Annotated in this window: 18 protein-coding genes; 10 read left to right on the top strand and 8 right to left on the bottom strand. The window is 70.9% G+C overall.

What is annotated here, in order from left to right:
- Positions 1-17 precede the first annotated feature (17 nt).
- Together ACFSKW_RS25675 and ACFSKW_RS25670 are read right to left on the bottom strand one after the other, a co-directional pair.
- Positions 18-2,294 carry an ABC transporter permease gene (locus ACFSKW_RS25675; RefSeq protein ID WP_379574975.1) on the bottom strand — a complete coding sequence of 759 codons (2,277 nt, stop codon included), beginning with the start codon at positions 2,292-2,294 and terminating at the stop codon, positions 18-20.
- Positions 2,291-3,010: an ABC transporter ATP-binding protein gene (locus ACFSKW_RS25670; RefSeq protein ID WP_379575006.1), complete on the bottom strand. Its 720-nt coding sequence runs from the start codon at positions 3,008-3,010 to the stop codon at positions 2,291-2,293. Before ACFSKW_RS25670 ends, ACFSKW_RS25675 begins: the two co-directional genes overlap by 4 nt.
- Positions 3,011-3,111: 101 nt before the next feature.
- Here ACFSKW_RS25670 and ACFSKW_RS25665 point away from each other — a divergent pair, with 101 nt between their 5' ends.
- Positions 3,112-3,717: a response regulator transcription factor gene (locus tag ACFSKW_RS25665; protein WP_379574974.1), complete on the top strand. Its 606-nt coding sequence runs from the start codon at positions 3,112-3,114 to the stop codon at positions 3,715-3,717.
- On the opposite strand, the gene ACFSKW_RS25660 is transcribed toward ACFSKW_RS25665, so the two are convergent.
- Entirely contained in the window at positions 3,610-5,694 is a 2,085-nt protein-coding gene (locus ACFSKW_RS25660) for a sensor histidine kinase (protein WP_379574973.1), read from the bottom strand. The genes ACFSKW_RS25665 and ACFSKW_RS25660 overlap by 108 nt on opposite strands.
- A 105-nt stretch (positions 5,695-5,799) precedes the next feature.
- On the opposite strand from ACFSKW_RS25660, the gene ACFSKW_RS25655 reads away from it, so the two are divergent.
- Positions 5,800-6,114, top strand: coding sequence for a hypothetical protein (locus ACFSKW_RS25655; RefSeq protein ID WP_379574972.1), 315 nt, complete (start codon positions 5,800-5,802; stop codon positions 6,112-6,114).
- 21 nt (positions 6,115-6,135) lie between these two features.
- Here the strand turns inward: ACFSKW_RS25655 and ACFSKW_RS25650 are convergent, their stop codons facing one another.
- Positions 6,136-6,669, bottom strand: a complete 534-nt coding sequence (locus ACFSKW_RS25650) for a cupin domain-containing protein (RefSeq protein ID WP_379574971.1) — start codon at positions 6,667-6,669, stop codon at positions 6,136-6,138.
- A gap of 169 nt (positions 6,670-6,838) precedes the next feature.
- Between ACFSKW_RS25650 and ACFSKW_RS25645 the strand changes: the two genes are divergently transcribed.
- Entirely contained in the window at positions 6,839-7,465 is a 627-nt protein-coding gene (locus ACFSKW_RS25645) for a maleylpyruvate isomerase family mycothiol-dependent enzyme (RefSeq protein WP_379574970.1), read from the top strand.
- A gap of 59 nt (positions 7,466-7,524) precedes the next feature.
- On the opposite strand, the gene ACFSKW_RS25640 is transcribed toward ACFSKW_RS25645, so the two are convergent.
- Together ACFSKW_RS25640 and ACFSKW_RS25635 are read right to left on the bottom strand one after the other, a co-directional pair.
- Positions 7,525-7,848 carry a sensory rhodopsin transducer gene (locus ACFSKW_RS25640; RefSeq protein ID WP_379574969.1) on the bottom strand — a complete coding sequence of 108 codons (324 nt, stop codon included), beginning with the start codon at positions 7,846-7,848 and terminating at the stop codon, positions 7,525-7,527.
- Between the two features lie 276 nt (positions 7,849-8,124).
- Positions 8,125-9,444: a M14 family zinc carboxypeptidase gene (locus tag ACFSKW_RS25635; protein WP_379574968.1), complete on the bottom strand. Its 1,320-nt coding sequence runs from the start codon at positions 9,442-9,444 to the stop codon at positions 8,125-8,127.
- Between the two features lie 69 nt (positions 9,445-9,513).
- Here ACFSKW_RS25635 and ACFSKW_RS25630 point away from each other — a divergent pair, with 69 nt between their 5' ends.
- The 4 genes from ACFSKW_RS25630 (at position 9,514) to ACFSKW_RS25615 (ending at position 14,683) form a co-directional block, all read left to right on the top strand.
- Positions 9,514-10,125, top strand: a complete 612-nt coding sequence (locus ACFSKW_RS25630; RefSeq protein ID WP_379574967.1) for a TetR/AcrR family transcriptional regulator — start codon at positions 9,514-9,516, stop codon at positions 10,123-10,125.
- Between the two features lie 64 nt (positions 10,126-10,189).
- Complete coding sequence (locus tag ACFSKW_RS25625; RefSeq protein ID WP_379574965.1) at positions 10,190-11,623, top strand: MFS transporter; 1,434 nt, start codon at positions 10,190-10,192, stop codon at positions 11,621-11,623.
- A 2-nt stretch (positions 11,624-11,625) separates the two neighbouring features.
- Complete coding sequence (locus tag ACFSKW_RS25620) at positions 11,626-12,474, top strand: M55 family metallopeptidase (RefSeq protein ID WP_379574964.1); 849 nt, start codon at positions 11,626-11,628, stop codon at positions 12,472-12,474.
- A gap of 754 nt (positions 12,475-13,228) precedes the next feature.
- Positions 13,229-14,683, top strand: a complete 1,455-nt coding sequence (locus ACFSKW_RS25615; protein WP_379574963.1) for an MDR family MFS transporter — start codon at positions 13,229-13,231, stop codon at positions 14,681-14,683.
- Between the two features lie 73 nt (positions 14,684-14,756).
- Here the strand turns inward: ACFSKW_RS25615 and ACFSKW_RS25610 are convergent, their stop codons facing one another.
- Both ACFSKW_RS25610 and ACFSKW_RS25605 read right to left on the bottom strand, forming a co-directional pair.
- Entirely contained in the window at positions 14,757-15,047 is a 291-nt protein-coding gene (locus tag ACFSKW_RS25610; RefSeq protein WP_379574962.1) for a hypothetical protein, read from the bottom strand.
- 11 nt (positions 15,048-15,058) lie between these two features.
- A complete protein-coding gene (locus ACFSKW_RS25605; protein ID WP_379574960.1) occupies positions 15,059-15,511 on the bottom strand; it encodes a carboxymuconolactone decarboxylase family protein in 453 nt (150 codons plus the stop codon).
- A gap of 96 nt (positions 15,512-15,607) precedes the next feature.
- Between ACFSKW_RS25605 and ACFSKW_RS25600 the strand changes: the two genes are divergently transcribed.
- From ACFSKW_RS25600 to ACFSKW_RS25590, 3 genes are all read left to right on the top strand, one after another.
- Entirely contained in the window at positions 15,608-18,373 is a 2,766-nt protein-coding gene (locus tag ACFSKW_RS25600) for an AfsR/SARP family transcriptional regulator (protein ID WP_379574958.1), read from the top strand.
- A 183-nt stretch (positions 18,374-18,556) separates the two neighbouring features.
- Complete coding sequence (locus tag ACFSKW_RS25595; protein ID WP_379574957.1) at positions 18,557-19,573, top strand: alpha/beta fold hydrolase; 1,017 nt, start codon at positions 18,557-18,559, stop codon at positions 19,571-19,573.
- 113 nt (positions 19,574-19,686) lie between these two features.
- On the top strand, positions 19,687-20,922 hold the full coding sequence (locus tag ACFSKW_RS25590; protein ID WP_379574956.1) for an MFS transporter: 1,236 nt from the start codon (positions 19,687-19,689) through the stop codon (positions 20,920-20,922).
- Positions 20,923-20,950 lie beyond the last annotated feature (28 nt).

Raw genomic sequence — 20,950 nt, 5'->3', positions numbered from 1 at the left:
GTACGACTGGCTGTCGCTCACTCGCCCGGCCTTGGCAGCGATCGGGCCCCCGCGGCGGCCGGGAGCACTGCGGAGAGAAGGGCGACCAGCAGGCAGGCGGCGGTTGCGGCCAGGAAGGGAGCTACCGGGAACGACCAGGGGGTGCCTTCCGCGACCCGGTTCAGTGCCATCCACAGCCCTCCCGACGTCACGAGGGTGACGATGCCGGCCAGCAGCGCGCCGACGGTCACCACGAGGGCCGCCTCGGCGGCGACCATCCGCAGGACCTGGCCGGGGGTGGCGCCGGCGGCGCGGAGGAGCGCCAGTTCCCTGGAGCGTCGCCGGGTGGACATGACCAGCATGTTGGCGACGGCCACTCCGGTGTAGAGCACGGCGACGCCGCCGACGACGAGCAGCGCCAGCCGTACCTGCCCGGCACGGTAGGCGTCGCTCGCCGCGGACCACTGCGAGAGGGGCAGGACGGTCACGGGAAGGTCGTGGAGCAGGTCGGCGGGCAGATTGCCGCGTACGTACGCGGCGGTGGGGAGGGAGGATCCCGCGTGCCTGGTGGTGACGAGGGCGCCGCCGCCGGCGACGCCGAGCTCGGTGACGGCCACAACGCGCAGTGTCACGGGACGGCCGTCGGCCAGCAGCACGCGCACCTTGTCGCCGACGTCGCGGCCCAGGGTCTCGTCCACGACGATGGAAGAGTCGTCCAGGTCTGCGGGCCGGCCGGAGAGCACGGGCAGGTCGAGCAGGTCGGCGCGGTTGACGGCGCGGGCGTCGAAGGGGATCGGTTCGGGTGACGGGCCGTAGAGGATGCCTGCCTCGGGCACCGCGTAGATGGTGGTGGAGGCGACGGTGAGCGCGTCGAGGCCGGCGAGCTTGTCGGTGACCTCGCGGTTGAGGCCTGGGGTCCCGGCTGGGAGCACCACGGAGGTGGCGGAGCCGTATTCGTGGCGGGCGGCTCTGGAACCGGCGGCGTTGGCGGCCTCGGCGGTGCCCCAGAGGGAGCTCATCAGGCCCACGGTCAGCAGGACCGGGGCGGTGACGGCTGCGGCCCGCCGTACGGAGGCGAGGGTGTTGGCGCGGACGAGCAGGCCCCCGGGGACAAGGACGCGTGTGAGAGGGCGGATGGTGAGCGGGGACAGCAGCGCGAGCGCCACGATGAGGGCGGGGCCGGTGTACCTGGCCAGCTCGGCACCGTAGGGGCCGGGCAGCGCGAATGTCAGGACCAGCGCACCGGCTGCGGCGGCCAGCGCTGCCATGCCGCCCAGCCAGCGGAACGGCGTCATCGCCCGCTGGTCCACCTCGGCGTCGCGCAGCGCCTCGGTCGGGCGGACGCGCCCGGCGCGTACGGCGGCGGCGCCGGAGCCCACGGCCGCCAGCGCGACGCCCGCGCCGAACGCGACGAGCAGGACCAGAAGGGAGGCGAGCGAGGGCGACACGGTGAACCACGTGGGCGCCGCGCCCGCGGCGGCCAGCAGCCGCGCCAGCGCGGGGGCCGCGAGCAGTGCCAGTGCGCAACCGGCGGCGGAGGCGACGACCCCCATCCTCGCGGCCTCGCGTAGGACCGTGCTGGTGACCTGTGAAGGAGTGGCGCCGGCCAAGCGCAGCAGCGCGAGCTCCCTACGGCGCTGCGTGACCGAGAAGGCGAACGTGGAGGCCACGACGAACACCGACACGAACGCGGCCACCGCCGTGGCCATCCCCATGATCGTGGTCAGTCCCACCAGGGCCGCGGCGTCGCGCCGGGCGTGCGGGTCGGCGAGCGCGCGGTCGTCACCGGTCAGTACTTTGAGCCCGGCAGGGACCGAGTGCGGTGGCTCGGTGAGGATCACAGCATCGACACGCGGCGACAGCCGGGCGGCTTCGGCGTCGGAGAAGAACACCGCTGACTCGAAGCCGACCGGCACGGTCACGCCGGACACGGTGTACGGGCGGGAGCCGGCCGCCGTCAGCACCGTCACGCGCCGGCCGGCCGAGCCGCCGGGCACGACGATCTCGTTGTCGTTCGCGGGCGCGCGCCCGGCGGTCAGGCGGTGTCCCGAGAACGCCGCCGCGCTCCACGGACGGCCGATCTGCTCGGTGGGACCGCCCTTGAGCTGGGCGTAGAAGGTGCGGTCCGGCACGCCGCCTGGGAAGTTCACGTGGCCAGGTTCGGCCAGGTCTCCGGCCGTCACGACGACGGCGGGCGCGTGGGCGTAGCGTCCCGGTGTTCCTGACCCTCCGGTGATCGCCGCGGCGAGGACGAGCCCCGTGGTGGCGAAGAGCAGGGTGCCGAGAGCAAGAGCGACGAAGGTTCCGATTTTCATGCCCAGGCTCCCAGGTGTGCCATGCGCCGGGCGACGCCGTCGGCGGTGGGGCTGTGGTCGAGGTCCACGATCCGGCCGTCGGCCAGGAACAGCACGGCGTCGGCGTGGGCCGCCGCCACCGGGTCATGGGTGATCATGACGACCGTCCTGCCCATCTGGTCCACGCTCTCGCGCAGCAGCCGCAGCACCTCCCGCGCGGACACGGTGTCGAGCGCCCCGGTCGGCTCGTCGCCGAAGACCAGCTCGGGGCGTGCCACCAGGGCCCGCGCGATCGCCGCCCGCTGCTGCTGCCCGCCGGACAGCTCACCAGGCCGGTGCCCGGCCCGCTCGCTCAATCCCACCCGGTGCAGGACGTGTTCGAGCCAGCCCTGATCCACCCGCACGCCCGCGTACTTCAGTGGCAGCGTCACGTTCTCCGCCACGGTCAGCGACGGCACCAGGTTGAAGGACTGGAAGACGAATCCGATCCGCTGCCGCCGCAGCAGGGTCAGCCGTGTCTCGCTCAACGAGGTCAGCTCCGTCCCGCCCATCAGGACGGAGCCGGAGGTCGGCCGGTCGAGTCCCGCCGCGCAGTGCAGAAGAGTGCTCTTGCCGGAGCCCGAGGGCCCCATCACCGCGGTGAAGGTCCCCTGAGGGATCTGGGCGCTCACCTCGCGCAGCGCCGCCACCCCGCGCTCGCCGCTGCCGTACACCTTGCTCACGGCTGTCAGCCGCATCACGTCCGTCACGTGGGTAAGCCTGCCGAGGCCTGGGCCGCCCTCCCAGAGCCGTCGTCACCGATTGGACCGTGACTTCATCACAAGGTAGACATTTCGCCATGATTCGCATCCTGCTCGCCGAGGACATGGACGTCGTCAGAGGCGCCCTGGCGACCCTCCTGGGGCTGGAGCCGGACATGACCGTCGTGGCCCAGGTGGGCTCCGGCGACACCATCGTGCCCGCGGCCGTGGAGCACCGCCCCGACGTGGCCGTCCTCGACGTGGAGCTGCCCGGCATCGACGGGCTCACCGCCGCGGCCGTGTTGAAAGAGCGGGTGCCGGACTGCGCGGTCCTCATGCTCACGGGGTACGGCAAGCCGGGCGGGCTCCGCAGGGCGCTGGAGGCCCAGGTGTCCGGCTACCTGCTGAAGACGGCCACGCCCGCCGAACTGGCGGCAGCCATCCGGGCCGTGCACGCGGGCGAGCGCGTGCTGGATCCCAAGCTGGCCGTGGCCGCGTGGGAACTGCCGGGCAACCCGCTCACCCCTCGGGAGGCGGAGGTGCTGCGCATGGCGGCCGAGGGTGCGGGGGCCGACGAGATCGGCGCCCACCTCCACCTATCGGCGCGGACGGTCCGCAACTACCTGAGCGCCATCGCCACCAAGCTCGACGCCCGCAACCGGGTCGACGCCGTGCGCATCGCCCAGGAGTCGGGCTGGATCTAGCGCGGCGGTCAAGCGGAACCGGCCGTCCTCGCTGCCGGCGCTGAAGGTTCCGCCGGCCTCCTCCACCCGGGTCCGCAGGTTCCCCAGCCCCGCTCCCACCCTTCCCGGTACGGCATGCGGCACGCCGTCGTTGACCACGCTCAGGCTCGGCTCCGCGGTGATCACGATCGTGGCGTGGCGTGCTCGGCTGTGGCGCAGGATGTTCGTGACCGCCTCGCGCAGGACCACGGCGACCAGCGACTGCGCCGGTCCTGGCACCTCTTCGAAGGTGAGCTCCACCTCGATGCCCGCCGCCCGCAACAGCTCGCGGGCGTTCGCCGCCTCCTGCTCGAGCGACAGCTCGTGCCGGTGGCCCGAGGCGGCCAGCAGGTCGGCCCTGGCGCGTTCGAGCATGACCTCGACGTCTGTCAGGTGGGCGCCGGCCTGCTCGGGCAGTCGTCCGGCAAGCTCCAGCTTGAGCAGGATGCCCGCCAGGTTGTGGCCCAGCAGGTCGTGCAGGTCGCGCGAGGCCCGCAGCCGTTCCCTGAGCACCGCGTCCCGTGCCAGCTCCTCACGGGCCCGCTCCAGCTCCGCCACGAGCTGCGCCAACCGGCCCAGGCCGTAGACGACCAGGGCGGTGATCGGCGTGGTGAGCGTCCAGTTGACCAGCTCGCCATGCGCGAGGCCGGCCAGGGAGCCGATGACCGTCACCGATCCGGTGACCAGCGCCAGCGCCGCCCAGGACAGCGGGGCGGGCAGGAGCAACAGCGCCGAGGCGCCCAGCAGGCCGGGCAGCGCCAGCCAGGCTCTGCCGTACCAGAGGAACGGCGCGTACGTGACGACGGCCTGTAATGCCAGCGTCAGGCCCCAGGCGGGCGGGCGCACCAGGCGGGAGTGGTGCACCTGCAGCAGCGCGCTCACTCCGAGCAGCGCAGCCACCGCCACATCACCGCCGAAGTACAGCAGGGGGCGCGCGCACAGCCCGGCCAGGACGGCGACCAGCACCGACACCGCCAACAGGTGGGCAGGGCCGTGCCCTGGATCGCGCGGGATGCCGGCGGGCAGCTCCGCCTCCACCCGCAGCAGGCCCTCGGGGGTGAGGTCCGCCGCGAACCGGCCGCCTGCCGTGCGCACCCGCTCGGCCAGGGAGAGCGCGGTCTCCGGAGTGCGGAGGCCGTCGTGGGTGACCCTGACCCAGACCTGTCCCGTCTCGATCGTGCACTGCTTGGCTCTGCCGTACTGGAGAAGGTTCGTGACCGCCTCCCTGAGCACCAAGGCGAGCAGAGCGCCGGGCGGCCCGAGCGGCTCGGCGTGCCCCGCCGTCACCCGCACCTTCACCCCGGCCGCCTCCAGTACGGCGCGCGCGGCGGTCAGTTCGGCGTCCAGCGACAGCGAGCGGTAGTCCACCGATACCGACCGGGTCTCCGTGAGCACCTCTCGCGCACGTTCCAGCAGCAGCGCCGGCTCAGCCCGCTGCCGGACGCCGGTGGCGATCGCCTCCAGGCCCCGGCCGACGGAGGACTCCAGGTCGTCGGCGATGCGCAGCCGCTCCCTGGAGACGGCCGCGACGGCCAGCGCGGTGCGCGCCGAGCTGACGCGCCCCACCTGGTCGGCCATGCGCGTCAGGCCGTAGACGACCAGCGAGGTGAGCGCCGTGCTGATCGCCGTGCCCAGCGTGGACGAGGCGCCTGCACCCGGTGTCGCCAGGCTCGCTCCCGCCACCACCGCGAGCGCCCCCGGCACGGCCACCCAGGCTCGCGCCCGCAGCAGCAGCGACCCGGCGACCAGCCCCAGCAGCCCGGGAGCGGCACCGAACCCGAACACCAGAAGGAGGGCGAGCCCGGCCTCCCCGAGGATCGTCCAGCGCCGCACGACCAGCATCAGCGTCATGGCCATGGCCGCGAGCAGGCCTCGCGGCCATGCTGTCAGCGCCGGGAGCAGGTAGCTGACGGAGAACGCCAGCACGGTCAGGGCGACGACCGCCTTGGCTGTTCTCACGCGGCCGTGCCGTTTCCTGACCTCATGTCACGGATAGTACTTATGTTGAAAAACACCCCCTATGGGCGGGTTCGTCGGCACGTTACCGGTCGAGTCAGAGGGTGCATGATCGACGGTGCCTTCTGGTTTCCGCGCTTTCCGTGCCTGCGTGCCGTGGTTCCCCCTGACCTCGTCCTGGCCTGGCCGGGGTTCTGGATCGACGAGGGGTGGGTGCCCGTCTCGAAGCTCTACGACGGCCTGTGCTTGGTCTCCGGCTTCAGCAACTGCACCGAGACCTTCTACGACGCCGTGGCCCGGACGGCCGTGGAGTGGGACGGCACGTCCTCACCAAAGCCGCTCCCTGCTGATCGCGATGAGAAGCCGGTGACGCAGGCAACGTGGGCGGTCGCGCCGATGTCGCCGGGGCCGTCCAGGCCTTGAGACGCGGCTGCCACGCCTGGTTCACGGTGCGGCGTACTGGTCGTGCTCGGCGTACAGCTCGGTCCACTCCTCGTCGGTGAGCCGGCGGCCGGAAGCGACGATTTCCGCGAGTTCCTGGAAGTACGCCTCCCTGGGCGCCCCCGGCGTGAACAGCACCAGCATGGAAGCAGGCGCATCGGAATTGTTGCTGAAGGCGTGGATCCCGCCCGGCGGCACGTACAGGAAATCGCCCGGTGTCGCGTCCAGCCATCGCTCGCCGTTATACAGAGAGACGGTGCCCTCCAGGACGAAGAACGACTCGGAAATGGTCTTGTGAAAGTGGGCGCCGGGGCCGTTCGGAATCGCGGCCATGTCCCAGCGGTAGAGACCGAATTGACCGTCGGTGCTCGCCCCGGTCGCCAGATAGCCGACCTGGGATTTGACTCCGATCGTGAGGTCCGGTGGTGCGTCGGCCGACCGGTAGGTTGCGCTGACGATCCCGTGATCCTTCAAGTATCGCGGCGGCGGATAGGACATCGTTATCGGCTCCTGGCGGTTGATCGTGCTGAGCGGCATGACCCTAGGGGATGAAACGGCTCCGTCGGGAGATCCAATTTCGGCATGTTCGATTGAGCCGTCATTCAGGCGACCGGCTCGTATCGATGATTCCGCTCACGGAGCGATGAGTTCCCGTCCTGCCGCGAGTCTCACCTGGCAGACACCGTGGGCGAGCGAAGGAGAAGCCGTGAAGGATGACGTCTGGTCGATGGTGCACGCGGAGCGAGCGGCGCTGATCGACGACCTCACGCACCTCGATGACGAGCAGTGGGGGAAGCCGTCGCTTTGTGAAGGGTGGACCGTGCACGACGTGGTCGCCCATCTGGTCGACACGGCTCGGACGACGCGCCTCGGTTTCGTGGTCGGCCTCGTCCGGGCGGGGTTCGACTTCGACCGGCAGAACGCACGCGGTGTGGAGCGGGAGCGCGGTGCCTCACCGCAGGAGACGTTGGAGCGGCTTCGTCGGGTGGCGCCGCGGAGGTCGACCCCTCCGGCGCCCCTCGACAGCCGGCTCGTCGAGGAGGTCCTCCACGGTGAGGACATCCGTCGGCCTTTGGGTCTCACTCACGCCTACGTGCAGGAGGCCGTCGTCCGATCACTCCACCTGCAGGCTCGTACCCCAGCCGCCTTCGGCGGAGCCAAGGAGCTGATGGCCCGTATCCGGCTGTCGGCGGCGGACGCCGACCTGTCGATCGGAGACGGTCCGGACGTGAGCGGAACCGCGCTTTCCCTGCTCCTGGCCGTCTCCGGGCGACGGGCGGCGCTGGACGAGCTTGACGGGCCGGGCGTCGCCACGCTGGCGACGACCGCCTGACGAGCTACCTGACGAGCTGCCTTCGAGGCGCATCGATTGGAGTCGATGACGCGGGCGACTCAGGCCGCCGGTCGCCGCCACTTCGGCGCGTCCTGGGCCGCAGGGTGGGCCTGCACGAGCACGGGGGTGTCCGACACCACCACGACGGAGTACGGCAGGCTCGGAGGCGGAGAGTCGGAATCGACCAGGTCCTCCAGGGTCGGAGACTGTGTGCGTTGCGCGGGAACGATCAGGCGGAACGGCCCCAGCGGCTGCCCGCCCTCGGCGCAGAACGTCAGCTCGACGTGGGCGGTGGCGGAGCTGATGTTGAACAGGCTGAGCTGGTCGCCGGGCATACACCCGTCGGTGATCGCCATTTTCCAGTTGCCCACCATGGTGCTCATGTGCGACTCCCGTCTGCTGCTGCGACAGTCGTCCCGCTACCCAGACACGACGGGATCTATCGCGGAGTGGCCGGCCCCAGGCGGATCACGTCCGGCGCGCATCGGCCGCGCGACTCCAGGCGCTACCGGCAGGCACCACCGCCCTGCCGTCCGCGGGTACACCCTGACCTGCGAAAACCGTGGCTCTCGCAGGCCAGGGAGACGCCTCACCCATGGTCCATGGCGGGACGCCCGGCGCAACCGCAGCGAACGGACCCCGGTGTCGGACGTCAGGGGTCAGGAGAGAGCTGCCCGCTTGGCGGACTCCGCCGCGAGCAGGGCCGCGCCCAGCTGCACGGCGACCAGGGAGCGGAGCGGGATCGGCGTGCCCTCCGCCTCGGCTTCGGCCTCGGCGAACCACTCGTCGAAGCGTGCCCCGAGCCGGGCCCGTTCGGCCCGGATGGCGGGCGTCTGGTTGCCCGCGCCGAGCTCGGCGTCCAGCATGCGCAGGTAGGTGCCGCAGTACCTCAGCCGGATGCTGTGCACGAGCTGCCGGTTGCCGACCACCTCGGCCACGGTGGCCGGCCGGTCGGTGCCGGGGAAGTCGTCCCACTCGCCGATGAACTCGTCGTGGGAGTCGACGAAGTCCTCCAGAGCGCGGCGGAAGGGGGAGTGGACGGTCAGATCGGCTCTGACGGAGGCGAGGGATCGCGCCAGTTCGGCGATCAGGGCGCGTTGCGCGGCGAGGTTGGCCTGGATCGCGTCGCCGTACGGCTGGTCGGTGGGGGTCTGGTCGGCGACGCGGGGGTCGGCCCAGTAGGGCAGTTCGGTGACCAGGTGCAGGGCGTTGAAGCGGTCGGCGTAGTCGACGCTGCCGCCGCCGATGCCGTAGGTGGCGGCGAGCTTGGCACCCCTGGGGGTCATGTAGGCGGCGGGGCCGATCGGGACGGCGCTCGGCACCTCGGGCGGGCCCATGTGCAGGGGCAGGCCCTCGGCGGTCGCGACGTCGACCAGGCGGGCGGCGAGCGCGGGGTCGTCCTTGCTGAGGTAGTAGAACGCGCCCTGGAGCTCGCCGTTGTGCAGGGAGTAGACGAAGGCGGGTTCGACCTCGTCCATCAGCCGCATCAGCGCCTCGGTCTCGGGCAGGGTGCGGTCGAAGAAGTAGTCCTCGCCGGTCAGCGGGAAGGTCCATTCGACCTGGTCGGCCTCGGCGGGGCGGTAGAAGTGCTCGGCGTAGGCGCGGCGGTCGCTCGGCCGGGTGTACCAGCCCTCGTTGAGGCGGGCGCCGTCGGGGTCGACGCAGGGGATGAGGTGCCAGCGGTAGCCGAAGTCCTCGCGCAGCGCGGTGTCTTCGACGAGCCGGCGCAGCAGCGTGCTGACGGTGAGCGCGCCGATGGGCTCGTTGGGGTGGGGGCCTCCGATGATCACGGCGTCGTGGGGGCCGGAGCCGATGGTCGCCACGCGCAGCGGCTCGCCCAGGCGCGAGGTGCCGATGCGGCGCAGCCGTACCAGCTCGGGGTGGGCGGCGGCGAGGTCGTCGAGCTCGGCGTGCATCTGGTCGACGGTGGGGAAGGCGGTGTAGTCGGGCACGCGGCTCATGTGGTGGGCGACGTCCATCTTCTGGCCTCCTGGTAATCTGGATTATTCTAGTAAATCAGATTATCTTTACGGCATGCAGGAGATGTCATGCGGCTGACCAGAGCGGAAAGCAAGGCGGCCAACAAGCGCGCGCTGATCGAGGCGGCGCGCGAGATCGTCGGCCGGGACGGCTCCAAGGCGAAGCTGGAGGACATCGCCGAGCTGGCCGGCCTGACCACCGGCGCGATCTACTCGCTGTTCGGCGGCAAGAACGACCTGATGGTCGCCGTGGTCGACGACTACACCGGGCCGCTGAACCTGCGCTCGGCGGAGGCCGCCGAGTTCGGCGTGCGCTTGGAGGAGGTCGTGGCGGAGGTCGCCCGCCGGTTCCTGCGCATGTCGGCCGACCCGCAGGCCGCAGGGAAGCTTCTGTTCGAGACGCGCGTCCTCGACCTCGTGCTCAACGATCCGGAGCTGCTCGGCAAGCTCAAGGCCTCGATCAGGTCGACCGAGGTCGAGCTCGCCGCGCTGTTCTCGGGTCGCGAGCACGGCGGGGCCACCGTCACGGACGATCAGGCGCTCCGCCTGGCCCGCGCGCTGAAGGCCCTGCTGTCCGGGCTCGGCCAGGGCGTCGTGCTCGGCGCCCACGACGCCGGCGAGGAGTTCTTCGTCGAGACCGCCCAGGCTCTGATCACGCCGAGGGTGCTCGGCCCGGCCTAGATCACGGCCGAGGGTTCGGGGGGACCGCGCGGCCACACGTCACCCCACCCCGAAAGGCACAACCATGTCCAGATCCGGATTCGGCATCATCGGCGCGCCGGTGTTGTTCATCGGCGTCCTCCAGTCGATGGAGATGACGCTCTCGCCGGCGCTCCCGCTCATCCAGCGGGACCTGGCGGCCTCGCCGGGCGCGCTCGCCTGGATCTTCACCGGCTCGCTGATCAGTTCGGCGATCAGTACCCCGATCGTCGGCCGCCTGGCTGACATGTACGACAAGCGGCGGTTGCTGCTCGCGCTCATGGCGATCAGCACCGCCGGAGTCCTCCTCGCCGCCCTGGCGCCCAACGTCACCGTGCTGATCGTGGGCATGGCGGTGGAGGGCGTCTGGCTGGGCATGCTGCCCCTGACCGTGGGGTTGTTCCGCGACACCCTCGAACCCGAACGGGCCGCCACAGGCAACGGCCTGGTCATCGGCGTCGCCGCTCTGGCCAGCGCGCTCGGCCTCATCCTGGCCGGGCCGATCAGCGCGGCGCTCGGCTACCGCTGGCTGTTCCTGCTGGCCGTGGCCGGTGCGGCGGTGGCCGGGCTCTGGGCCTGGTACGCCGTGCCGGCCACGCCCCGCGCGGCCGCGGGGCGCGTCGACTGGGCGGGCGGGCTGCTGCTGGGCGGCGGGCTCGCCCTGCTCATGCTGGGCCTGACCGCCGCCTCCAGCTGGGGCTGGACGGCTCTCACCACCCTCGCCCTGTTCGCGGCCGCCGTACTGACGCTGGGCCTGTGGGCCGTCATCGAGCTGCGCATCCCCGACCCGCTGGTGGACCTGCGGCTGCTGGCCGGGCGCACCCCGGCAGGGGTGACGGCGATGGGGGTCCTGTTCGGCTTCGCCTCCTTCGGGCTCGTGGTCGCCCTGCCGATGATGCTGGCCATGCCCGTCGAGACCGGGTACGGCCTGGGCGCCGACACCCTGTGGATCGGGATCTACATGTTCCCGATGGGCGTTGCGGGCACCGTGGTCGCGCCGCTGGTCGGGCCGATGACCAGGCTGCTCGGGCGGCGTACCGTGCTGGTGCTCGGCAGCGTGCTCGTCTGCGCCGGCACCGCCATGCTCGCCCTGTGGCACTCCTCCCCGTGGCAGATCGTGGCCGGGGTGACCGTCATGGGGCTGGGCGGCTCCATCGGCCTGACCGCCGGGCTCAACGTCGTCGCCACCGACGTGCCCGCCGACCGCGCGGCCGGGGTCAGCGGCGTGGTCTTCGTCGCCAAGAGCGTCGGCGGCACGTTCGGGGCACAGCTCGGCGCCATGGTGCTGGCGGCCGGCGCGGTGGGTGGAGTGCCCACCGAGCGCGGCTTCGTCGACACCTACCTGCTGTCCGCGGCGCTCGGCCTGCTCGCCGTCGGCGCCGCTTTCGTGATTCCCGCCGCTGTACGGGACGCCCAAGACCGGGGCGAAGCTTCGGCCCTGGCGACAAAGCCCGCCGTACACCCGAGTGAAAGCCTGTGACGATGGCAAAGGTTTACATCTCCATCGACATGGAGGGCGTGGCGGGCATCGCCACCATGGACCAGGTCGTCCGCGGCGGCCACGGCTATCCGCGATCGCAGCGGCTGATGACCGCCGAGGCCAACGCCGCCATCGACGGCGCGTTCGCGGCCGGGGCCGACAGTGTCCTGGTCAACGACAGCCACGGCACCATGGACAACCTGCTGCACGAGGAACTCGACCCGCGGGCCAGGCTGATCTTCGGCTCGCCCAAGCTGGACTGCATGGCCGAGGGCGTCTCGGCCGAGCACGACGTGGCCATGTTCCTCGGTTACCACGCCGCGGCCGGCTCGCCGGGCGTGCTGGCCCACACCTTCTCCTCGCACTTCCTCGGGGTGCGGCTCAACGGCGTACCGGTGTCGGAGGCGGAGGTCAACGCACTGCAGGCGGCCGCGGTCGGCGTCCCTGTGGGGTTGCTCACCGGTGACGACGTCATCTGCGGCGTCGCGGAGAAGGTCTTCCCCGGCGTGCGGACGGTCGCCGTCAAGGTCGCGCATGGGCACACCGCCGCGGACAGCCTCTCGCCGGCCGAGGCCAGGAGGCTGATCAGGGAGGCGGCGGCGGAGGCGGTGCGCGGGGCCGGTGAGCTGGCGCCGCTGGAGCTGCCCGAGGTGCTGGAGCTCGAGATCGACATGCCGAGCACGCCCGCGGCCGAACTGGGCGCGCTGGTCCCGGGCGTGCGGAGGATCACCGACAAGACGCTCGCCGCCACCTTCGCCACGCCCACGGAGGTGCTGGGCTGCCTGACGACCTGCTACCACCTCGCCGCCGACGCGATGATCAGCAGAATGGCCCTGTACGGCAGGCGCTAGCCGGATCCAGCCCGCGTAGGCGGGGACACTGCTGTAGAGCCCCGGTCCGTCCGCGCAGACCGCGTTCGTGTCACCGGGGCCGGAGGTGGTGCCGATATTCGGTGCTCTCGAAGCCCCGCTGTCAGGGAGACAATCTCCGGATCCTGTTGACAGGGTGTCTCCCGTCACGTCGCGATCAGGTCCAGCGTGCCGTACTCCAGAGGGCCGAGCACGAGGATCGCGGCCAGGGCGGTCAGCCACATGGGCGCGTGGCGCTTGTCACGGGGGTGGGTCTCAGGGTCGTACCGCTTCTCCGCGCCGAGCTGGATCGCATGGACGATCAGCCGCGACGTCGACGACAGGGCCAGGTGGATGTCGGTTCCCAGCCGAGGGGAAGCGATCAGCCGAGGCGGGCCGCGACGACGTGAAAGGGCGCGCCTGCCGAAGCAAGGCGGGCGTGCGGCAGCGGATTCTTCGGGACGGCCTTGTTGTAGCGTGGCTCGGCGAGGTCAGGGTGTCGTCGGCCCTTCCCGGTTCGTGGTGCTCGCCGCCGTGGTGGCCCAGCCCTCGGGGCACGGGGTGTTCGCCCAGGTCGGGCGCGACGTCGGCGCTTTCGCGAGCTGGAGATCGTCGTCCGCCGCCGGTGAAAACCGGGTGACATTTCGCTCCACTTGCCGCAGGGTGGTGCCCGGGCGATGAGTTTTGTCGGTGGTGCCGGTCAGACTTGAGACGCCAGCCATGACCTGTCATGTCCGACGACCCCGATTGAGGTGCCGTGTCCACCCCACAGCTCGACTCACCCGCCAAAAACGCGACCGCCGTTTCGGGTCGCACCCCGGCCGTGATCCGGCTGCTGGTGCTCGCCACGTTCGTGGTCATCCTCAACGAGACGATCATGATCAACGCGATCCCGAGCCTCATGGGGGCGCTGCAGATCACCGAGCAGACCGCGCAGTGGCTCTCGACCGCCTTCATGCTGACCATGGCCGCTGTCATCCCGATCACCGGATGGTTCCTGCAGCGGGTGTCCACCCGCCGCGCCTACACCACCGCGATGGGCTTGTTCCTGATCGGCACGGCGTTGGCCGGTGCCGCGCCGTCGTTCGAGGTGCTGCTGGGCGCTCGCATCATCCAGGCGTCAGGGACGGCCGTGATGATGCCGCTGCTGATGACCACGCTGATGCAGGTGGTGCCCGAGTCGGACCGGGGCAAGGTGATGGGCAACGTCACCCTGGCCATCTCGGTCGCGCCCGCGATGGGCCCGACGGTCTCGGGGCTGATCCTCCAGCTCGGGTCCTGGCGCCTGCTGTTCGCCGTGGTCCTCCCCATCGCCGGCCTGATCACATGGCGCGGTCTGAAGCAGCTCAAGAACGTCGGAGAGCCCCGGTTCAGCACCATCGACTGGTTGAGCGTGGTGACCGCAGCCGCCGGCTTCGGCGGCCTGGTCTACGGGCTCAGCCGGTTCGAGGGCGGTGACGTCCGCGTGGCCGCCGGGTTCGTGGCGGCCGGCCTGGTCACCATCGCCGTCTTCGTCATCCGCCAGCTGCGGTTGCAGAAGCGCGGCGTGCCGCTGATGGACCTGCGTACCCTGCGTCACCGCACCTACACGGTCGCGCTGATCATGATGTCGGTGTCCTTCATGGCGATGCTCGGCTCGATGATCCTGCTGCCGCTGTACCTGCAGAACGTCCGCGCGCTCAGCCCCTTGCAGACCGGACTCCTCGTGATGCCTGGTGGCCTCGCGATGGGGCTGCTCGGCCCGACCGTCGGCCGCCTGTTCGACCGGTTCGGCGGCCGGGTTCTGGTCATCCCCGGCGCCATCGGCATCATGCTCGCGCTCGCCGGCTTCACCCAGGTCACGATGACCATGCCGTTCTGGCAGCTCCTCGGTCTGCACGCGCTGCTGATGGTGAGTCTTGCCGCGACCTTCACCCCGGTGTTCACCCTCGGGCTCGGAGCGGTTCCGCCCCCGCTCTACTCCCATGGCAGCTCGATCCTGAGCACGCTGCAGCAGGTCGCCGCGGCGATCGGCACCGCGCTCGTGATCACCGTGATGAGCGCGCGAGCCGATGCCCTGAGATCCGAGGGGGCCACGGAGGCGCTCGCCAACCTGGGCGGCATGCAGCTGGCCTTCATCATCGGCGCGGTGCTGTCGGTGGTGGTGGTCATCACCGCCCTGCTCCTCCCGGCCCGAGCGGACAGCACCGGCGAGTTCCATGGACACGGCTGACCATCCTGGCCGATGACCGCGGCATCCACGTACTGCTCGAAGGCGGTCGAGCAGTACGTGCCGGCCCGGGGAGTCAGCGTTCGTCGACGACCTGACCGTTCTGCGCCGTCGCGTCCTTGGTGAGCGCCATGGTCGGCGGGGCCTCCGCGAAGGTGGGGATGGCGGCGAGCGCGGCGCCCATCTGCGCACCGCTCTCCCAGTGCCAGGTGTCGCTGTACGTGCCGTCGTCCAGCTTGACCAGCAGGGTCATCGTCAGCCCCGGATGCGTATCGCGGACGGTGCCGATCAGCGAGGCCCGGCGGGCCAGGAACTCCTCGAGGTCAGCGGGATCGACCGAGTAGGTGTGGGATCGAACGACAGACATGGGGGACTCCTTCACCAGGTGCCGGCGATCTGCCGGATGGGGGCGTTGAGGCGGTTGAACAGGTTGGTCGTAGCGATCATCAGGAGGATCGAGGCGAGCTGCTGCTCGTCAAAGTGGTCGGCGGCCGCGTCCCAGACCTCGTCGGGCACCGCGTCGGCACGGTCGGCCAGCCGGGTGGCGGCCTCGGCCAGTTCCAGGGCGGCGCGCTCCGCGTCGGTGTAGTACGGCGCCTCGCGCCAGGCGGACACCAGGCCGATCCGCTCGTCGCTCTCGCCCAGCTTCCTGAGCTTCTTCAGGCCGCTGTCCACGCAGAAGCTGCAGCCGTTGATCTGGCTGACCCGCAGGTGCACCAGGTCCAGGAGCTCCTCGGGAACGCCCTGCGACTGGACGGCCTGGATGAGGCCCTGGATAGGCTGCATGGCGGCCGGGATGATGGTGGCGGGGTTCTTCATCCGTGCTTGCATCGTTCTCGCTCCTCGGACGCGCTTCTTGCTGACAAGGACGAGGATGGATGCCCTGGTTGATAGATCCGCGATGCGTCGACGATGGGAAGGCGACAGGTGGGGACGCGCTTCACGATCCTGGGTCCTGTGCAGGTGATCGCCGACGGCGACGTGGTGCCAGGCATCGCCCCGCGTCATCGCGCGGTGCTCGCCTACCTGCTGCTCAACGCCGGTCGGGTGATCAGCATGGAGAAGCTGATCGACGCCATGTGGGGATACGACCAGCCCGACACCGCCCGGTCGCAGATCCACGCCGCGATCACCGCCCTGCGCAGGACGCTCCGCGGCGTCGGCGCCGACCACATTCTCGAAACGCGGCCGGGCGGCTACGTCGCGCTCCCCGAGCCCGGCCAGCTTGACGTCCAGGACTTCGCCGAACAGGTCACGGCGGGCCGGTTCCGGGACGCGCTGGGGCTGTGGAACGGCGACGCCCTGGCCGACGTGCACGCAGGCTATGCGCAGGGCGCCCGTGCGCTGCTGGACGACCGGCGGCTGACCGCGGTCGAGCGCCTCATGGAGGCCGAACTCGAGGCGGGCCACCACAGCCAGGTGCTCGACGAGCTGGCCGGCCACGTGGCGGCCCGGCCGCTGCGGGAACGGCTCGTGGGCCAGCTGGTCCTGGCCCTGCACCGCTCAGGGCGGCAGGCCGACGCCCTCGCCGCGGCCCGGTCCTACCGTACGGCTCTCGCCGAGGAGCAGGGCCTCGATCCCGGCCACGCCTTCGTCGAGCTGGAGCGGGCGGTCCTCGCCGACGCTCCCACGCTCAAGACCAAGGACAAGGTCCGGTCGAACTTCCTGCCCTACGACATTCCCGACTTCGCCGGCCGTACCACCGAACTGGAGCGGCTGGTCGCGGAGCACCGGAACACGATCGTGACGATCGACGGCATGGCCGGCATCGGCAAGACCACGCTCGCCGTCCACGCCGCCCACCGCCTGGCCGACCGCTTCCCGGACGGCCAGCTCTTCATCGATCTGCGGGCGCACACCGGGGGTCAGGATCCGCTCCCGGCGGCCGCAGCGCTCGAGGTCCTGCTGCGGCAGCTCGGCCTGACCGACATCCCGACGACAGAGTCCGAGCGGAGCGCACTGTGGCGTGCCGAGCTGGCGCAGCGCCGCATCATCGCCGTCCTCGACAACGCGGCCGACGGCGAGCACGTGCGTCGACTGCTCCCCGGTGTCTCCGACAGCCTCTTGCTGATCACCAGCAGGCGGCGGCTGATCGGCCTGGACGGTGCCCACGCGCTGTCTGTGGAGGTGCTGCCGTCCGATGACGCCGCAGCGCTGTTCGGGAGCATCGTGGGCGAGCGGGCCGCCGACGAGCCGGAGGCCGTACGCGAGGTGCTGGAGCTGTGCGGGTACCTCCCGCTCGCCATCCGGATCTCCGCGGCGCGGCTGCAGCACCGGCCCCGGTGGACGGTGTCCTACCTGGCCGGGCGCCTGCACGACGAGCGTCGGCGGCTCGCCGAGCTCGCGACGTCCGAGCGGAGCGTCGCGGCGGCGTTCACGGTCTCCTACGAGCAGCTCGGTACGGCGGAGCAGCGGATGTTCCGGCTGCTCGGGCTGGCCCCCGGCCGGGACATCGAGCCGCACGCCGCGGCGGCCCTCGCCGACGTCTCCGTGTTCGAGGCCGAGGACCTGCTGGAGAGCCTCCTGGACGCGCACATGCTCCTGCAGCGCGAGCCCGGCCGCTACACCCTCCACGACCTGCTGCGCGAACACGCCCGCTCCCTCGCCGAAGACGACCTCGCCCTCATGCGCCTGCTGGTGCACTACCTGCACCGGTCCCGCTCGGCGGTCAAGCAGCTGTTCCCCCACAGCGTCCCTGACCGGCCGCACATGCCGGCCCCGATCACGCCCGTGGAACCCATCAGCGGTACGGCGGAGGCCATCGGCTGGCTCGACGCCGAGCGCTCCAACATCATCTCGACCGTGGTCCACGGGCCCAACGTGTGCATCAGCCACCTCGCCGTCGCGCTGCGCCCCTATCTCGACCGTCAGGCCCACCACGATGACGCCGTGACCCTGCACACCACCGCGTTGCAGAGAAGCCGCGCGCTCAAGGAGCGCGCCATGCCGGAGGGCCGCGCGCTCGCCGACCTCGCCTGGACCTACTGGCGTCGCGGCGACTACGAGCAGTCCGAGACCTTCGCCCACCAGGCCCTCACGGTCTGCGAGGAGACGGATGAGAGGGTGCTCGCGCTCAACGCGCTCGGCAACGTGGCCTGGCGCCGCCGCGAGAGCGAGAAGGCCGAGCGGTACCTCAAGCAGGCGCTCGACCTCACCAGGATCGCCGGCGACTGGTCGACGGAGGGGTTCGTCCTCGCCGACCTCGGCATGATCCTCGACCAGCTGGGCCGCCACGACGAGGCACGGCGCCATCTCGACCTGGCGCTGGCCCTGCACCGGAAGGAAGGCAACCCGCTGGGCGAGGCCCGCGTGCTCAACCACCTCGGCTCGGCCCTCCTGCACCAGGGCAAGGCCGAGGAGGCGATGACCCGCCATCGCGCGGCGGGGGAGCTGTATCGGGCCATGGGCAACAGCAGCGACGAAGCCTCGGCCTTCAACGGGCTGGGCGAGGCGGCCCTGTCGCTGGGCGACTCGGCGCGGGCGATCGACGAGCACGCCACGGCGCTCTCCCTCGCCGGTACGGCCCGCAACAGGCCCGAGCAGGCCCGCGCGCACGACGGCCTGGCCAGGGCCCACCTGCGCCTCGGACAGGACGACCGGGCGCGCGAGCACGGACGCCTGGCCCTGCGGCTCTACGAGGAGCTCGGCGTCCCCGAGAGCGACGAGGTGCGCGCCTTCCTCAAGAGCACGTGACCTCGCGCGGATCACGTGAGAGTGGACGCGCACCGTGAGGCGCCTGCGATCCACGACGCGGGGGCGACGCGCCGGCCACGGTCATCGTCACCCTGCTCTCCTTGACGCTCTGACGTCGGATTACTGTGAAACTGCGGCCGGAGGAGCGGGGTGCCGGGATCGGCGATCGGCAAGGAGACCTCGATGGACTACGACCTCTTCGAACAGGGCGACATCCAGCTGCAAAGCGGCGCCACGCTGCGCGACGCCAAGCTGGCTTACAAGACGTACGGCGAGCTCAACGCTGACAAGAGCAACGCGATCGTCTATCCGACGTGGTACTCGGGCCAGCACCATGACAACGAATGGCTCATCGGCGAGGGCATGGCGCTCGATCCGTCGAGATACTTCATCGTCATCCCCAACATGTTCGGCAACGGCCTGTCGTCGTCGCCGAGCAACACCCCGCCGCCGCACGACGGGCCACGGTTCCCGAACGTGACGATGTACGACAACGTCCGGGCGCAGCACCGTCTCATCACCGAGCGGTTCGGCATCGAGCGGCTGGAACTCGTCACAGGCTGGTCGATGGGGGCCGGACAGACCTACCAGTGGGCGCTCAGCCACCCCGAGATGGTCCGGCGGATACTCCCCTTCTGCGGCTCGGCGAAGACCAGCGTTCACAACATCGTCTTCCTCGAGGGCGTCAAGGCCGCGCTCACCGCCGACGCGGGGTGGAACAACGGCTGGTACCGCGAGCAGCCGGGGACGGGACTGCGGGCGATGGCCCGTGTCTACGCCGGCTGGGGCTTCTGCCAGCAGTTCTACCGGGAGAAGCTCTACGAGCGCGAGCCGCTCCGCTACGGCTCCCTGGAGGACTTCCTCGTCGGCTTCTGGGAGGGGCTGTTCATCAGGCGCGACGCGAACAACCTCCTCACCATGCTGTGGACCTGGCAGAACGCCGACATCGGCAAGACACCGGGATTCGCCGGCGTCGAGGAGGCACTCGCCGCGATCCGCGCGCCGGCGATCGTGATGCCGGGACAGCAGGATCTCTACTTCCCGCCTGAGGACAACGAGTGGGAGGTCACCCACATGCCCCACGCGGAGCTGCGGATCATTCCCGGCTCGTGGGGGCACTTCGCCGGAGGGGGACTCAACCCGGTGGACACGAAGTTCATCGACGACGCGCTCAAGGAGTTGCTCGCGAGGGAGGTCTAGTCGGGCGCCACCGGGGCGAAGGGGCCGATTAGTCGCAAGAGACTTGCTATTGCGATTAATTTGCAACAAGCTGGTCCGGCACGTACCGCCTGCCCAGGACGCGGAGCCATCTCATGCCCCACCTGATGCCTGCTGCCGGACCGCAGCGCGTCATCGCCGCCTCGAACTTCGTCTACACCGTCGGCAGCGGCCTCTACCTGACCGCCGGGGTGCTGTACTTCACCCAGGCCGTCCACCTTCCCGCGCACCAGGTAGGGCTCGGACTCGCCATCGCCGGGTTCGTCTCGCTGGTCATGGGCATCGCCGTCGGCCATCTCGCGGACAGGCGCGGAGCACGCGGCATCTACGCGACCACCCTGCTCGTCCAGGCGCTGGCGACGGCCGGCTTCGTGCTGGCGGACAGCTTCTGGCCGTTCGTCGTCGCGGTGTGCGTGGCGACCGGGGCGAAGGCGGCAGGACTCGCCGCGCGCAGTCCGCTCATCAGGCACTACGGAGGGGACAGGCCGCAGGAGTTCCGTGCCTACCTCCGCGCCATGACCAACGTGGGCATCTCCCTCGGCGCGTTGCTGGCGGGCTGGGCCGTCCAGGTCGGCACCCTCACCGCCTACCAGCTCCTCGTCATCGGCAACGCGATCGCCTTCGCGGCGTCGGCGGCGATCCTCGTCCTCCTGCCGTCGACGCCGCCGGCGCCCGTCGCCCACGGCCCTCGCCGGCTCGCCCTACGGGACCGGCCCTACCTTCTGCTCACCGCCCTCGACGGCATCATGGCCATCCAGTTCAAGGTGCTCACGGTGGCCATCCCGCTCTGGCTGGTCGTGGCCACCACCGCCCCGCACTGGCTCGTCTCGGGCACCATGCTCGTCAACACCGTCATCGTCATCGTGTTCCAGGTACGGGCCAGCCGCTCCGTCGATTCCCCCGCGGCCGGTGGCATCGCCTACCGACGAGCGGGCGTGGCCTTCCTCATCGCCTGCTCGCTGATATCGCTGTCCGCGGGGATGCCGACGTGGGCCGCGGCGACGCTGCTCATGACCGCCGTGGTGGTTCATGCGGTCGGTGAGCTGTGGCACTCCGCCGGGGGCTTCGAGGTGTCCTTCGCCCTCGCTCCGGAGCACGCCACCGGCCAGTACCTGGGCGTGTTCGGCTTGGGCGCCGGGCTGGCCGAGGCTTTCGGGCCGGGCCTGCTCATCGCGCTGTGCATCACCTGGGGCCGTCCTGGCTGGTACGTCGTGGGAGCACTGTTCGCCCTGACCGGCCTGGCGGCACCCTTCGCCGTGCGCTGGGCGCAACGCCACCAGCACGACCGGCGGACCCACCTCCAGACCGCGTGGAAGGAGGCCGCCGCCTGAACGAGCCCGGTAAACGGGCCGCCGGCGG

The organism is Nonomuraea mangrovi (genome assembly GCF_042681425.1).
In the GTDB taxonomy this organism is placed as follows: Bacteria; Actinomycetota; Actinomycetes; order Streptosporangiales; family Streptosporangiaceae; genus Nonomuraea; species Nonomuraea mangrovi.
This window is presented reverse-complemented; position numbering and strand designations above follow the sequence as displayed.